Below are 14,203 nucleotides of genomic sequence, written 5' to 3'. Positions count from 1 at the left end.
CCCCAGGCGACCTGCCGCAAGGTCCGCGCTTGCGCGCCGGCATCGGCCATCCCGCCACGTTGTCGCCGGAACTCGCGGCGGTACCGACGTCCGGCGGCCCGGCGCGCGACGCCGCCAGGGCGCCGAAACCCCGGGGGCGCCCGACCCCGCATTCGATGACAACGTCCCTTGTTTCCAAGAAGGAGAGATCCATGAACATCCGCCCTGCCCTGCTCCTGTCCGCGGCAATCGCCCTCGCTCCGACCGCCTGCGCGCCGGATGCGGAGCGCGGGGCCATTACGGTGCCGGCCGCTACCACCGCGCCTGCACCGGCACCTGCCACGACCTCGACGCCGATGTTTCCGGCGGCACCCGCACCGACATCCGCGGACGCGCCGGCGGTGGCAACCGCGACAGCGGTGGCGCCCCCCGCGACCGCGCCTGCCCTGCCCGCGTCGCCGGCCGCGCTGCCCCTGCTGGTCGTCCACAAGACGCCCACCTGCGGCTGCTGCGGGGCGTGGGTGGAGCACATGCGCCAGGCCGGCTTCACGGTCGAGGTGCACGACGCGGACAATCTCGAGCCGGTCAAGCGGCGGCTGGGCGTGCCCTACGGCAAGGGCTCCTGCCACACCGCCGAAATCGACGGTTATCTGGTCGAGGGCCACGTCCCGGCCGCCGACGTGAAGCGGCTGCTCGCGCAGCGCCCGCAGGCCCGGGGGCTGGTGTTGCCGGGCATGCCGATCGGCTCGCCCGGGATGGAGCTGCCCGACGGCCGGAGCGAGCCGTACACGGTCGAACTGGTCGCCCGCGACGGCACCGTCACGGCGTTCGCCCGGCATTGACGGGCCGGCCAAAGTCGTCCGCGGCGTTCCGCTCGTGGCCCGAAGCGTTACGCCAGCCAGGATGCTTGACTCTGGATCAAGGTCCAGGCTGTAGGCTGTCGCCCATCCGCGCGAACGCCACGAGGAACCCCATGCGAATCGGTGAATTGGCCCAACGCACTGGCGTCGCCGTCGACACCGTGCGCTTCTACGAGCGACAAGGCCTGCTGCCGCCGCCGCTGCGGCGCGCCTCCGGTTACCGCAGCTACGCCGTGGCCGATGTCGCGCGCCTGCGTTTCGTGCGCCGAGCCAAGGCGCTCGGCTTCACCCTGGAAGAGATTCGCGGGTTGCTGGCGCTGTCGGATCGCCGCCAGGACGACATGGGCGGCCTGAAGGCGGCCGCAGCCGACAAGCTGGCCGACGTCGAACGCCGGCTGCAGGAGCTCACGCGCATCCGCGACGGGCTGCGCACCCTGATCGCGTCCTGCCCCGGGCACGGCGCCCTGGCGCAGTGCCCGATCCTGCACGCGCTGGACACGGAATCGGAGCCGACATGAACATGAATGCACCCTCGCACTCCCACGGACACGACCCGCACCGGCACGACTCCGCGCCCGCGGCAGGAACGTCCGCCGCGACGCCGCTGGCGACCGATCCGGTCTGCGGCATGCAGGTGGACCCGGCCAGGACGCCGCACCACGCCGCGCACGCGGGCCACGACTACCACTTCTGCGCGGCACGCTGTCGCGAGCGCTTCCTTGCCGCTCCGGAAAAATACGTCGCCGCGCCGGGCGCCGCCGCCGCGGCCGCCGCGGACCAGGTCGCCGCGCCCGCGGGCACGATCTACACCTGCCCGATGCACCCGCAGATCCGCCAGGACCACCCCGGCACCTGCCCGATCTGCGGCATGGCGCTGGAGCCGGAACTGCCGTCGCTGGAGGACGAGGACAACCCGGAACTGCGCGACTTCTCGCGCCGCTTCTGGTGGACGCTGCCGCTGACCGCGGTGGTGCTGGTGCTGGCGATGTTCGGCCAGCGCCTGCCGTGGCTGCCGATCGGCACGCGCACGTGGCTGGAGCTGCTGCTGGCGACGCCGATGGTGCTGTGGGCCGGCGCGCCGTTCTTCGTGCGCTGGCGGCAATCGCTGCACAACCGCAGCCCGAACATGTGGACCCTGATCGGCACCGGCGTGGCGGCCGCCTACGGCTACAGCGTGGTGGCCACGCTCGCGCCCGACCTGTTCCCGGCCTCGTTCCACGAGCACGGCCGCGTCGGCGTGTATTTCGAGGCCGCGGCGGTGATCGTGTCGCTGACCCTGCTCGGCCAGTTGCTGGAACTGCGCGCCCGCTCCAAAACCTCGGCCGCGATCAAGGGCCTGCTCGGCCTGTCGCCGAAGACCGCGCGCCGGATCGAAGCGGACGGCAGCGAGGAGGACATCCCGCTGGCCCACGTCCACGTCGGCGACCGCCTGCGGGTACGGCCGGGGGAGAAGGTGCCGGTCGACGGCGACGTCGTCGAGGGCCGCTCCAGCGTCGACGAGGCGATGCTCACCGGCGAGCCGATGCCCGTTGCCAAGACGGTCGGCGATACCGTCATCGGCGCCACCATGAACGGCACCGGCGCGCTGGTGATCCGCGCCACCCGCGTCGGCGCCGACACGGTGCTGGCGCAGATCGTGCAACTGGTCGCGCAGGCGCAGCGCTCGCGCGCGCCGATGCAGCGGATGGCCGACCAGGTCGCGTACTGGTTCGTGCTGGCAGTGCTGGCCGTGGCCGTGGCCACGTTTTTCGCCTGGGGGCTGTTCGGGCCGGAGCCGTCGTGGACCTATGCGGTGCTAAACGCCGTCTCGGTGCTGATCATTGCCTGCCCCTGTGCGCTGGGCCTGGCCACGCCGATGTCGATCATGGTCGCCAGCGGCCGCGCCGCGCAGGCCGGGGTGCTGTTCCGCGACGCCGAGGCGATCGAACGCCTGCGCGGCATCGACACCCTGATCGTCGACAAGACCGGCACCCTGACCGCTGGCCACCCGGCGTTTGCTGCCGTGCTCGCCACCGAAGGCCACGACGAAAGCGACGTCCTGCGGCTTGCCGCCAGTCTCGACCAGGGCAGCGAGCACCCGCTCGCCGAGGCGATCGTCGCCGAAGCGCGTCGGCGCGGACTGGCGCTGGATCCGGTTGCCGAATTCGACTCGGTCACCGGCCTGGGCGTGCGCGGCCGGGTCGGCGGCCACATGCTGGCCCTGGGCAACACCGCGTTGATGGCCGAAATCGGCGTCGACGTCGGCAGCCTGCACGCCGCCACCGAACATCTGCGCCAGCAGGGCGCGAGCGTGATGCACCTGGCCGTCGACGGCCGCCTCGCCGGTGCGATCGCCGTTGCCGACCCGATCAAGCCCACCGCCCGACCCGCGCTCGACGCCCTGCACGCGGCCGGCCTGCGCATCGTGATGGCGACCGGCGACGGCCCCACCACCGCACACGGCGTGGCGCGCACGCTCGGCATCGACGAGGTGCATGGCGAGGTGCGGCCGCAGGACAAGGTCGCGCTGGTGCGCCGACTGCAATCCGAAGGCCACCGCGTGGCGATGGCCGGCGACGGCATCAACGACGCGCCGGCGCTGGCCGCCGCCGATGTCGGCATCGCCATGGGTACCGGCACCGACATCGCCATGTCCAGCGCGCAGGTGACGCTGGTCAAGGGCGACCTGCGCGGCATCCTGCGCGCGCGGGCGATCTCGCAGGCCACGGTCGCCAACATGAAGCAGAACCTGGGCTTCGCGTTCCTCTACAACGCCGCCGGCGTGCCGCTCGCGGCGGGCGTGCTGTATCCGCTCGGCGGCCCGCTGCTGAGCCCGATGATCGCGGCACTGGCGATGAGCCTGAGCTCGGTGTCGGTGGTCGGCAACGCGTTGCGGCTGTCGCGCACGCCGCTGCCGGAGACCGGGCCTGCGGCAGCGGCCGCCGCCCGCTCCCCGTAGCCGGCGACTCGCTCAGCGCGAGCTGCCGTGTGCGGCGACGGCCGCCTCGGCCTCGCCGCGCGCCAGCAGGGTCGTGGCCACGCGGTCGGCGGTGTCCGCGCCCATCAACCCGTGCGCGAAACGGAAACTCGCGGTCTCGTAGTAACGCACGGCTTCGGCCTCCAGCGCGGCATCGACCGCAACCGCGGGCTGGGCGCGGTCGTCGGTGTAGTCCGGTAGGACTTCGCGCACCGCACGGTTCGGGCCCAGTTCCAGCAGCCGGTCGCGCCTGAGGTAACCCAACTGCTGGTAGTTGCCGATGAAGGCGCGCTCGCGCCCGGGCTCCAGCGCGAACACGTCCTGGCCGTAGAAACGGCTGGGGTAGTCGAAGCCCAGCAGCCCGAGGACCGTCGGCGGGATATCGATCTGGCTCAGCATCCGCGCCACATGCGCCGGCGCGATGTGCGCCGGCGAGTAGATCCACAGCGGGATGTGGTAGCGGAACGTCGGCAGCGTGGCGATCCCGCCGCTGGACGCGCAGTGGTCGGCGGTGATCACGAACACGGTGTCGGTGAACCAAGGCTTGCGGCGCGCGCGCTCAATGAAATCGCCGAGCGCCCAGTCGGTGTAGGCCACCGCGCTGGCGCGCTGGCCCTGCGGGTAATCCACACTCCCCTGCGGGAACGTGTAGGGACGATGGTTGGAGGTGGTCATGATGTGGGCGAAGAACGGCTGGCCGCCCGCCTGCAGGCGATCGAACTCCGCCAGCGCCAGCGTGTACAGGTCCTCGTCGGCCACGCCCCAGATATTGGCGTGATGGATGTTTTCATCCGGGATGCTTTCGCGGTCCCGGACTTGGTAGCCGTTGTGGGCGAAGAAGTAATTCATGTTGTCGAACGCGCCGTAGCCGCCGTACAGGAACTCCGACACGTAGCCCTGGCGATTGAACACGCTGGCCAGGCTGAACAGATCCTCGTTGTGCGGCCGCTTGACGATCGATTCGCCCGGTGTCGGCGGCACCGACAGCGACAGCGCTTCCAGCCCGCGCACGGTGCGGGTGCCGGTGGCGTAGAGATTGTCGAACACCAGGCTTTGCCGACCCAGGGCATCCAGCCGCGGCGTCAGGTCGAGATTGCCGCCGAAACCTTTCGAGAAGCTCGCCGACAGGCTCTCGACGCTGACCAGCACCACGTTGAGCCGGCGCAGCGGGCGATGGGCGTGGATCCGGCGGGTGACGTCGTAGGGGTTGTCGCTGAGAAACGTACTGTCCGGCGACTGCAGCTGCGTGTGCAGCCCTTCGAACGCCTCGCGGCTGGGCTGGCTGCGGTAGAACCGTGCGTAATCGATGCTGGCGCTGCGATAAGCAGCGAAGAACTGGTAGATGCCGTTGCCGGCGAGCGCATTCACGTATTCGTTGTCGGAGCGGTTCTTCATGTCGGCATCGACCAGCGCGGTGCCGAGCACGGTGGCGGCCAGCCAGGCCAGCGTGACCAGTCCGCGGCGGCCGAAGCGCATGTTGTCGTCCGCCTGCGGCAGCAGCCAGCGCCGTCCTCGCCAGCATGCGATGCAAGTCGCCACGAACAGCGCTGTCAGGATCGCCGGCACCGGGTAGGACTCGCGGATGTTGCCGATCACCTCGGTGGTGTAGACGAGGTAGTCGACGGCGATGAAGTTGAAACGGGTCTGGAATTCCTCCCAGAACGTCCATTCCGCAACCGCGATGAACAGGCAGCCAGCCACCAGCAGCCCGCCCAGCAGCGCCACCGACCAGCGCCCGAGGGGGGCGGCGAACCAGCGCCGCGGCAGCAGCCACAGCAGCAGCACCAGCGGCCAGGCGAAATAGACGAAGGTCAGCAGGTCGTAGCCCAGGCCGATGCCGAACACGGCCAGCCAGTGGCCAGGGGTCGGCGGCACCCCGGCGCCTGCCCGCAGCAGCAGCGCCAGTCGGGTGAGTGCGGAGACTGCGAGGAATACCGCCGACAGCCAGGCCAGCGGGCGGTAGCGCGGGGCAAGCGGGCGCAGCGGCATCGGGCGATCCCATCGGCATCGGCGCGCGCGGCGCAGCCGTCACTCAGCTTGGCGGGCACGTGATGAATGGTCAAGCCGTTCAAGCCGAAGGAGCCGGAGGCACAACTACAGGCGGCACGGGCGCATCGGCGGATTGCGCGCTGGTCGCGACCGTGCGCAGGCCGCCGAACTGCTGCTCGAGGCGGTGCGTGTCCTGCCGTCGCGCAGTCGGTGCCGATGCTGAACGACAGTCTGCCGCGACTCTTGCCCCCGCGCTGCTTGACGCACCGCGGGCGTGCCGGATAGACTGCGCCGCTTTCCAGCGCGTGGGGCCATAGCTCAGCTGGGAGAGCGCTTGCATGGCATGCAAGAGGTCGCCGGTTCGATCCCGGCTGGCTCCACCAATCCGCCGGACCGCGTCACCGGAATCCGTCCCCATCGTCTAGAGGCCTAGGACACCACCCTTTCACGGTGGACACCGGGGTTCGAATCCCCGTGGGGACGCCATCCGCAATCAGGCAACGGGCTCGACCAAGGTCGGGCCCGTCGCTTTTTGCAGGGTGGCCACGCCGTGGCCGCCTTCGGCCAGATAGCGCAGCCATTTGCCGAGGAAGGTGTTCATGCGCAGGCGGTGGTCCAGCACCCGCGCCGGCGGCGGGAACATGCCGAGCACATCCTGCCAGCGGCGGCCGACGTAGCAGTGGGTCGCCTCGACCTGGCGCGCGTCGCGGTACAGGCGCAGGTAGGCGGACGGGTCCGGTTCGCCGGTGACCGGGTCGCGCAATGCGTAGGTCAGGCGCAGCTCGCTGGTGTAGGCGTGCTGCGCGAGCACGTCCAGGCGCAGGTCGAGGCCGTCGCCGATCCGCGAGAAATAATGTCCCGGCGCCAGATCGCCCGGCTCGAACAGGCGCACCAGCAGGTCGTGGTTCTCCGCATACAGCCCCATCAGCCAGCCGAAACGGCCGATCGTGGGGATGCGCGCAACGCGGGAAAGCACCGGAGCCATGGCCCGATCCTACACGCGAAAATCCGGCCCCGGCAGCATTGACGGATCGCGCGTGCCGGCCTACGGTGGCGATCTGCGTGGAGTCGATTTTCGCGCCGCAATCGCGGCCGCAACGCGGCTCAGAACATCTCCCGGCCGAGCCCCAGCACTTCCAGGATGCGGCTGGCGATTTCCTCGATCGAGGCGTGCGTGGTGCTCAGCATCTGGATGCCTTCGGCGCGCAGCAGCGCCTCGGCCGCGACCACCTCGTGCTTGCAGGTATCCAGCTGCGCATAGCGCGAATTGGGGCGCCGCTCCTGGCGGATCTGCTGCAGCCGCACCGGGTCGATGGTGAGGCCGAACAGCTTGCTGCGATACGGCCGCAGCTTGGCCGGCAGGCGGTCGGAATCCAGGTCCTCCTCGGTCAGCGGATAGTTGGCCGCGCGCACGCCGTGATGCAGCGCCAGGTAGACGCAGGTCGGGGTCTTGCCGGCGCGCGACACCCCGACCAGGATCACGTCGGCCTCGCTGTAGTCCATGCTGACCCCGTCGTCGTGCGCCAGCGCGTAGTTCATGGCGTTGATGCGGCGGTGATAGCTGTCGAAATCGACCATGCCGTGGGCACGTCCGACCTGCGACTGGCGCTGCATGCCCAGCTCGCGCTCCAGCGGCTCGATGAACGGCGCGAACACGTCCAGCATCAGCGCGCCGCTTTCGGCCAGCACGGCGTTGAGCGCCGGATCGACGCAGGAATTCACCACCACCGGGCGGTAGCCGGACTGCTCGCCGGCGCGGCGGATTTCCATGGCCGCGACCTGCGCCTTCTCCAGCGTGTCCACGAACGGGATACGGTCGGTGACGAAGCGGATGTTGGCGAACTGGGTCAGCAGGCTGTGGCCGATGGTCTCGGCGGTGATGCCGGTGCCGTCGGAGACGTAGAACACCGGGCGCAGGTTGGACATGGGGGCTCCAGGGCGGGCGGCGAGCGCCGCGGCGGATCGGGTTGCTAAAATAGCCGCTGGACCGGGCAATTGTCCGGCCTTCCCCCGCAAATCCCGCTTCGCCCCCCCTGGATTCGACCCCCTGGAGTTCCGCCTTGAGCGTTCCCGCTTCGATCAGCAATGTCCTGTGGCTGCACGACCTGCGCCTGACCGACCTCGCCCAGGTGGGCGGCAAGAATTCCTCGCTCGGCGAGATGATCGGCGAGCTCTCCGGGTTGGGGGTCTCGGTACCCGGCGGCTTCGCCACCACCGCCGACGCGTTCAAGGCCTTCATCGCCCACAACACCCTGCACCAGCGGATCTACGACCGGCTTGGCAGCCTCGATGTCGAGGACGTCCCGGCATTGACCGCGGCCGGCGCCGAAATCCGCGGCTGGGTCATCGACGCCCCGCTGCAGCCGGAACTGGACCGCGAGATCCGCGTGGCCTACGCAAAGTTGTGCGCCGACAACGGTGGCGGCGAGGTCGCCGTGGCGGTGCGCTCCTCGGCCACCGCCGAGGACCTGCCGGACGCCAGCTTCGCCGGCCAGCAGGAGACCTTCCTCAACGTCACCGGCGCCGACGACGTGGTGCACAAGGTGAAGGAAGTCTTCGCCAGCCTCTACAACGACCGCGCCATCGCCTACCGCGTGCACCACGGCTTCAAGCACGAGGACGTGTTCCTGTCCGCCGGGGTGCAGCTGATGGTGCGTTCGGACGCCGGCGCCTCCGGCGTGCTGTTCACCCTGGACACCGAGTCCGGCTTCCGCGACGTGGTGTTCATCACCGCCAGCTACGGCCTGGGCGAGATGGTCGTGCAGGGCGCGGTCAACCCCGACGAGTTCTACGTCTACAAGCCGACCCTGCGCCAGGGCAAGTCGGCGATCCTGCGCCGCTCGCTGGGCGCCAAGCAGATGCGGATGGTGTATTCGGACCGGCCCGGGGAGCGCGTGCGCACCGAGGAAACTCCGGCCGATGCGCGTGCCCGTTTCTCGATCGGCGACGCCGACGTGCACGAGCTGGCGAAGCAGGCGCTGGTGATCGAGGAACATTACGGCCGCCCCATGGACATCGAGTGGGGCAAGGACGGCATCACCGGCAAGCTCTACATCCTGCAGGCGCGCCCGGAAACGGTGAAGTCGCGCGGCCACGCCACCCAGATCGAGCGCTACACGCTGCAGCAGCGCGGCGAGGTGCTCGCCCAGGGCCGTGCCATCGGCCAGAAGATCGGCAGCGGCACGGCGCGCGTGGTGCGCTCGCTGGAGGACATGAATCGCGTGCAGCCGGGCGACGTGCTGGTGGCCGACATGACCGATCCGGACTGGGAACCGGTGATGAAGCGGGCTTCGGCGATCGTGACCAACCGCGGCGGCCGCACCTGCCACGCCGCGATCATCGCCCGCGAGCTCGGCGTGCCGGCAGTGGTCGGTACCGGGGATGCCCTGGACACGATCGCCGACGGCGCCACGGTCACGGTCAGCTGCGCCGAGGGCGACACCGGCTTCATCTACGCCGGCGCCCTGCCCTTCGAACGCGCCACCACCGACCTGGGCAACATGCCGCCGGCGCCGCTGAAGATCATGATGAACGTGGCCAACCCCGACCGCGCCTTCGATTTCGGCATGCTGCCCAACGCCGGCATCGGCCTGGCGCGGCTGGAGATGATCATCGCCAGCCACATCGGCGTGCACCCCAAGGCGCTGCTGGAATACGACACCCAGGACGCGGCGACCAAGGCGAAGATCGACGCGAAGATCGCCGGTTACGCCAGTCCCGTCGATTTCTACGTCGACCGCTTGGCCGAAGGCATCGCCACCATCACCGCCTCGGTCGCGCCCAAACCGGTGATCGTGCGGCTGTCGGACTTCAAGTCCAACGAATACGCCAACCTGCTCGGCGGTGCAAAGTACGAGCCGCACGAGGAGAACCCGATGATCGGCTTCCGCGGCGCCAGCCGCTACGTCGATCCCTCGTTCAAGGACGCCTTCGCGCTGGAATGCCGCGCGGTGCTCAAGGTCCGCAACGAGATGGGCCTGGACAACCTGTGGGTGATGATCCCGTTCGTGCGCACGCTCGGCGAGGGTCGCAGGGTGATCGAGGTACTGGCCGAGAACGGCCTGCGCCAGGGCGAAGGCGGGCTGAAGATCATCATGATGTGCGAGGTGCCGTCCAACGCCTTGCTGGCCGACGAGTTCCTCGACATCTTCGACGGCTTCTCGATCGGCTCCAACGACCTGACCCAGCTCACCCTGGGCCTGGACCGCGATTCGGCGATCGTCGCCGGGCTGTTCGACGAACGCGACCCGGCGGTCAAGAAGCTGCTGTCGATGGCGATCTCCACCGCGCGCGCGCGCGGCAAGTACGTCGGCATCTGCGGCCAGGGTCCCAGCGACCATCCGGACCTGGCGCAGTGGCTGATGGAACAGGGGATCGAGTCGGTGTCGCTGAATCCGGACACCGTCGTGGACACCTGGCTGCGACTGGCCAAGGCGAAGGCCGGTTGACTCCGGAGGTGGCCATGCCGCTGGCAGGCGGACACTCTCGCGCGCCTGTTCCCGCGGCCATCTCCGCCGCTGACCCGGGACGCGGGCGCCGCAGGATGCCGCCATGGCGCCCCGTGGAGGACTCGACATGGACCTGACCGCTTTCCTGGAACAGCTTCCCTTCAAGGGCGTCCTGCTGACCTGGGGCACGAAACTGGCGATCGCCCTGCTGATCTTCGTGATCGGGCGCCGCGTCGCCATCTGGATCGCGCAGGTCATCCAGCGTGCGCTGACGCGGGCCGAGGTCGAACCCACCTCGGCACTGTTCCTGCAGAAGGTCGCCTACGTGATCCTGCTGGTGGTGCTGGTGCTGGCGGCGTTGCAGGTGATCGGCATCCCGATGACCTCGATGATCGCGGTGCTCGGCGCCGCCGGTCTCGCCATCGGCCTGGCGCTGAAGGATTCGCTGTCCAACATCGCCTCGGGGGTGATGCTGGTGTCGCTGAAGCCGTTCCGAGTCGGCGACGTGGTCACCATCGCCGGGGAAACCGGCAAGGTCGAACAGGTCAGCATCTTCCAGACCCGTCTGCGCGGCGGCGACAATCAGACCATCGTCCTGCCCAACAGCCTGATCACGGCCGACGCGATCATCAACCTGACGCCGGACACGATGCGCCGGATCGAGCTGGTCGTCGGCATCGGCTACCAGGACGACATCGGCGCCGCGCGGACTGCGGCATTGGCGGTCATGCACGCCGACCCGCGGGTGCTCGCCGACCCGGCCCCGGACGTGCTGGTGTACGCGTTGGCCGACAGCAGCGTGAACCTCGGCATCCGCTGCCACGTGCGCAACGACGACCATTTCGCCGCCCGGTGCGAACTGACCGAACGCATCAAGCAGGCTTTCGACGCGGCCGGCATCAGCATCCCGTTCCCGCAGCGCGACGTGCACCTGTTCCCGCGTCCCGCCGGCGATGCCGACGCGCCCGCGCCGCAATCGGGGGAAAGCGGCCGCATGGCCGGCGCGTCCGGCAACCCCGGACTACGGCCCGCTGCCGACGCGGAATGACCGTCAGGCGCCGCCCTGCGGCAGGCCGCCGAACACGCCCATCGGCTGCCGGTAGTGGCGCAGCTCGGCGATCGAATCGTGGACGTCGCTCAGCGCGGTGTGCGCAGCCTCCTTGCTGACTTCGGCCAGGACCTGCGGGGCCCAGCGCCGCGCCAGTTCCTTGAGCGTGCTGACGTCGAGATTGCGGTAGTGGAAATACCGTTCCAGCATCGGCATCTGCCGGTGCAGGAAGCGGCGGTCCTGGCAGATCGAGTTGCCGCACATCGGCGAGGCGTTGGCCGGCACCCACTGCGCCAGGAACGCCAGCGTGCGGGCCTCGGCTTCGGCCATCGACACGCCCTCCTCCAGCACCCGTCGCCACAGTCCGGTCTTGGCGTGCTGGCGGCGATTCCAGTCGTCCATCGCCTCCAGTGCCGACAGTGGATGCGCGATCGCCAGTTCCGGGCCTTCGGCCAGCACGTTGAGCTGGGAATCGGTGACCACGGTGGCGATTTCCAGGATCGAATCGCGATCGGTGTCGAGCCCGGTCATCTCCAGGTCGATCCAGATCAGGCGTCCTTCGCTGTTTCCGTTCGGGCTGTGGGCCATGCGCTCGCGGTCGGTGTCCAGGGTCCCGGCATCATACCGCCGCCTCCATGCGCGGCTACCGCGGCTCAAAGCGGCGGCTTGCCGCGCTTGCGGCGGAAGTAGTCGCGCAGACGGGCACCGGCTTCCCCGGCCAGCACCCCGCCCTGCACCGCCATGCGGTGGTTGTGGCGCGGGTCGGCGAGCAGGTCGAACACGCTGCCGGCGGCGCCGGTCTTGGGGTCGGCGGCGCCGTAGACCAGGCGCGCGATGCGCGCATGGACCATCGCCATCGCGCACATCGCGCAGGGTTCCAGGGTCACGTACAGCGTGGCGCCGAGCAGCCGGTGGTTGCCCAGGCGCCGGCCGGCCTGGCGCAAGGCGACGATCTCGGCGTGCGCGGTCGGGTCGTGCTCGGTGATGTTGCGGTTCCAGCCTTCGCCCAGGACCTCGCCGTCGGCCGAGACCAGCACGGCGCCGACCGGAATCTCGTCGTCCTCGTGCTCGGCGCGCTGCGCGAGCGCGAGCGCATGCCGCATCCAGCGTGCGTCGTCGGTCGCCATCGAATCAGGATCCGTCACGCGCGCTCCCAGGCTTGGTCCGATCTCATTGCCGCCATCCATGCGTCATGACTTCGGCTTCGGAGCGCCCGGCCGCCACGGCCGCTCGGCAGCGCGCTGCAGGCCGAGGCCCGCAAGCAGACAGGCCGCCTACTCCCATTCGATGGTCGCGGGGGGCTTGCCACTGATGTCATAAACAACGCGAGAAATACCACGCAATTCATTGATTATTCTATTTGAAACCTTGCCGAGAAACTCGTACGGCAACTGCGCCCAGTGCGCGGTCATGAAATCGACGGTTTCCACCGCACGCAATGCGATCACCCATTCGTAGGCGCGCGCGTCGCCGACCACTCCGACCGATTTCACCGGCAGGAACACCGCGAACGCCTGGCTGACCTGGTCGTACAGTCCAGCGGCGCGCAATTCCTCAATGAAGACATGGTCCGCCCTGGCCAGCAGATCCGCATATTCCGGCCGCACCTCGCCGAGGATGCGCACGCCCAGGCCCGGGCCCGGGAACGGATGCCGGTAGACCATCTCGCGCGGCAGCCCCAGTTCCACGCCCAGCCGCCGGACCTCGTCCTTGAACAGCTCGCGCAGCGGCTCCACCAGCCCGAGCTTCATGTGCTCGGGCAGGCCGCCGACGTTGTGGTGGCTCTTGATCACGTGGGCCTTGCCGGTGCGGCTGCCGGCCGACTCGATCACGTCGGGATAGATGGTGCCCTGTGCCAGCCAGCGGGCGTTGGCGAGCTTGCCGGCCTCCTCGTCGAAGATCTCGACGAACAGGTTGCCGATGACCTTGCGCTTGGCTTCCGGATCGGTGACGCCTGCCAGCGCCTTGAAGTAGCGCTCGGCGGCGTCGACGCGGATCACCTTCACGCCCAGGTGCTCGGCGAAAGTCGCCATCACCTGGTCACCCTCGTTGAAGCGCAGCAGGCCGGTGTCGACGAACACGCAGGTCAGCTGCTCGCCGATCGCCTTGTGCAGCAGCGCGGCGACCACCGAGGAATCCACCCCGCCGGACAGGCCGAGGATCACCTCGTCGCTGCCGACCTTCGCGCGCACACGCGCGATCTGGTCCTCGATGATGTGCTCGGGCGTCCACAACGTGGCGCAGCCGCAGATGTCGACCACGAAGCGGCGCAGCAGCGCCTGCCCCGATTTGGTATGCGTCACCTCGGGATGGAACTGCACGCCGTACCAGCGCCTGGCCTCGTTGGCCATCGCCGCCACCGGGATGCGCTCGGTGCGCGCGGTGACGGTGAAGCCGGGCGGCGCGACCGCGACGTGGTCGCCGTGGCTCATCCACACGTCCAGCCGCGGCGGCGAGCCCGGCCGGTCCTGCAACCCGTCCAGCAGCGCGTCCGGCGCCACCAGCTCCACCTGGGCGTGGCCGAATTCGCGCTGGTCGGCGGCCGCGGTGGCGCCGCCCAGCTGCGCGGCCAGGGTCTGCATGCCGTAGCAGATGCCCAGGATCGGCACCCCGGCGTCGAACACCTGCTGCGGCGCGCGCGGCGCGCCGGCGACGGTGGTGGATTCCGGGCCGCCGGACAGGATGATGCCCTTGGCGCCGAAGCCGGCGATCTGCGCCGGATCGTGGTCCCAGGCCCAGATCTCGCAGTACACGCCCAGCTCGCGGATGCGGCGCGCGATCAGCTGCGTGTACTGCGCACCGAAGTCGAGGACCAGGATCTTGTCGGAATGGATGTCGTCGCGCTGCGGGTCGGTCATGGGGCCGGAGTCGGGCTGGGGCGGGATCGGAAGCGGCTGCGGCGGACGCTGGAGCCCGGGGCGCG

The 14,203-nt window shown here is 69.6% G+C and carries 11 protein-coding genes and 2 tRNA genes; 7 read left to right on the top strand and 6 right to left on the bottom strand.

Annotated features, from left to right (window positions below; translation table 11 throughout):
* The first annotated feature begins 335 nt into the window (after positions 1-335).
* The 3 genes from D0Y53_RS05620 to D0Y53_RS05610 all read left to right on the top strand — a co-directional run bounded on the left by D0Y53_RS05620 (position 336) and on the right by D0Y53_RS05610 (position 3,777).
* On the top strand, positions 336-821 hold the full coding sequence (locus tag D0Y53_RS05620) for a DUF411 domain-containing protein (RefSeq protein ID WP_199492006.1): 486 nt from the start codon (positions 336-338) through the stop codon (positions 819-821).
* A gap of 131 nt (positions 822-952) precedes the next feature.
* Positions 953-1,357 (top strand): heavy metal-responsive transcriptional regulator, encoded by a 405-nt coding sequence (locus tag D0Y53_RS05615; protein WP_117202225.1) that lies wholly within the window; start codon positions 953-955, stop codon positions 1,355-1,357.
* 2 nt (positions 1,358-1,359) lie between these two features.
* Positions 1,360-3,777, top strand: coding sequence for a heavy metal translocating P-type ATPase (locus tag D0Y53_RS05610; protein ID WP_117202224.1), 2,418 nt, complete (start codon positions 1,360-1,362; stop codon positions 3,775-3,777).
* A gap of 12 nt (positions 3,778-3,789) precedes the next feature.
* On the opposite strand, the gene D0Y53_RS05605 is transcribed toward D0Y53_RS05610, so the two are convergent.
* A complete protein-coding gene (locus D0Y53_RS05605) occupies positions 3,790-5,784 on the bottom strand; it encodes an LTA synthase family protein (RefSeq protein WP_117202223.1) in 1,995 nt (664 codons plus the stop codon).
* A 307-nt stretch (positions 5,785-6,091) separates the two neighbouring features.
* Here D0Y53_RS05605 and D0Y53_RS05600 point away from each other — a divergent pair.
* Positions 6,092-6,167 (top strand) — tRNA-Ala (locus D0Y53_RS05600).
* Positions 6,168-6,194: 27 nt separating this feature from the next.
* Positions 6,195-6,270: transfer RNA gene (locus D0Y53_RS05595), tRNA-Glu, on the top strand.
* Between the two features lie 7 nt (positions 6,271-6,277).
* Here D0Y53_RS05595 and D0Y53_RS05590 read toward each other — a convergent pair.
* Positions 6,278-6,769, bottom strand: coding sequence for a DUF1249 domain-containing protein (locus tag D0Y53_RS05590; protein ID WP_117202222.1), 492 nt, complete (start codon positions 6,767-6,769; stop codon positions 6,278-6,280).
* Positions 6,770-6,888: 119 nt separating this feature from the next.
* Entirely contained in the window at positions 6,889-7,710 is an 822-nt protein-coding gene (ppsR, locus tag D0Y53_RS05585; protein ID WP_117202221.1) for a posphoenolpyruvate synthetase regulatory kinase/phosphorylase PpsR, read from the bottom strand.
* Positions 7,711-7,862: 152 nt separating this feature from the next.
* Here ppsR and ppsA point away from each other — a divergent pair, with 152 nt between their 5' ends.
* Together ppsA and D0Y53_RS05575 are read left to right on the top strand one after the other, a co-directional pair.
* Positions 7,863-10,232, top strand: coding sequence for a phosphoenolpyruvate synthase (gene ppsA, locus D0Y53_RS05580; RefSeq protein WP_117202329.1), 2,370 nt, complete (start codon positions 7,863-7,865; stop codon positions 10,230-10,232).
* A gap of 127 nt (positions 10,233-10,359) precedes the next feature.
* Entirely contained in the window at positions 10,360-11,280 is a 921-nt protein-coding gene (locus tag D0Y53_RS05575; protein ID WP_233511672.1) for a mechanosensitive ion channel family protein, read from the top strand.
* Positions 11,281-11,283: 3 nt separating this feature from the next.
* Here the strand turns inward: D0Y53_RS05575 and orn are convergent, their stop codons facing one another.
* The 3 genes from orn to guaA all read right to left on the bottom strand — a co-directional run bounded on the left by orn (position 11,284) and on the right by guaA (position 14,138).
* Positions 11,284-11,868, bottom strand: a complete 585-nt coding sequence (gene orn / locus D0Y53_RS05570) for an oligoribonuclease (protein WP_117202219.1) — start codon at positions 11,866-11,868, stop codon at positions 11,284-11,286.
* A 65-nt stretch (positions 11,869-11,933) separates the two neighbouring features.
* Positions 11,934-12,407, bottom strand: coding sequence for a tRNA adenosine(34) deaminase TadA (tadA, locus tag D0Y53_RS05565; protein ID WP_117202218.1), 474 nt, complete (start codon positions 12,405-12,407; stop codon positions 11,934-11,936).
* Between the two features lie 147 nt (positions 12,408-12,554).
* Entirely contained in the window at positions 12,555-14,138 is a 1,584-nt protein-coding gene (guaA, locus tag D0Y53_RS05560) for a glutamine-hydrolyzing GMP synthase (RefSeq protein ID WP_117202217.1), read from the bottom strand.
* Between the last annotated feature and the right edge of the window lie 65 nt (positions 14,139-14,203).

It is taken from the genome of Cognatiluteimonas weifangensis (genome assembly GCF_003416885.1).
Lineage (GTDB): Bacteria > Pseudomonadota > Gammaproteobacteria > Xanthomonadales > Xanthomonadaceae > Cognatiluteimonas > Cognatiluteimonas weifangensis.
This window is presented reverse-complemented; position numbering and strand designations above follow the sequence as displayed.

Bases quoted from the DNA above. Each gene is read 5' to 3' on its own strand.
- D0Y53_RS05620 (WP_199492006.1), top strand. From the start codon at position 336: ATGTTTCCGGCGGCACCCGCACCGACATCCGCGGACGCGCCGGCGGTG.
- D0Y53_RS05615 (WP_117202225.1), top strand. From the start codon at position 953: ATGCGAATCGGTGAATTGGCCCAACGCACTGGCGTCGCCGTCGACACC.
- D0Y53_RS05610 (WP_117202224.1), top strand. From the start codon at position 1,360: ATGAATGCACCCTCGCACTCCCACGGACACGACCCGCACCGGCACGAC.
- D0Y53_RS05605 (WP_117202223.1), bottom strand. From the start codon at position 5,784: ATGCCGCTGCGCCCGCTTGCCCCGCGCTACCGCCCGCTGGCCTGGCTG.
- D0Y53_RS05590 (WP_117202222.1), bottom strand. From the start codon at position 6,769: ATGGCTCCGGTGCTTTCCCGCGTTGCGCGCATCCCCACGATCGGCCGT.
- ppsR (WP_117202221.1), bottom strand. From the start codon at position 7,710: ATGTCCAACCTGCGCCCGGTGTTCTACGTCTCCGACGGCACCGGCATC.
- D0Y53_RS05575 (WP_233511672.1), top strand. From the start codon at position 10,360: ATGGACCTGACCGCTTTCCTGGAACAGCTTCCCTTCAAGGGCGTCCTG.
- orn (WP_117202219.1), bottom strand. From the start codon at position 11,868: ATGGCCCACAGCCCGAACGGAAACAGCGAAGGACGCCTGATCTGGATC.
- tadA (WP_117202218.1), bottom strand. From the start codon at position 12,407: ATGGCGACCGACGACGCACGCTGGATGCGGCATGCGCTCGCGCTCGCG.
- guaA (WP_117202217.1), bottom strand. From the start codon at position 14,138: ATGACCGACCCGCAGCGCGACGACATCCATTCCGACAAGATCCTGGTC.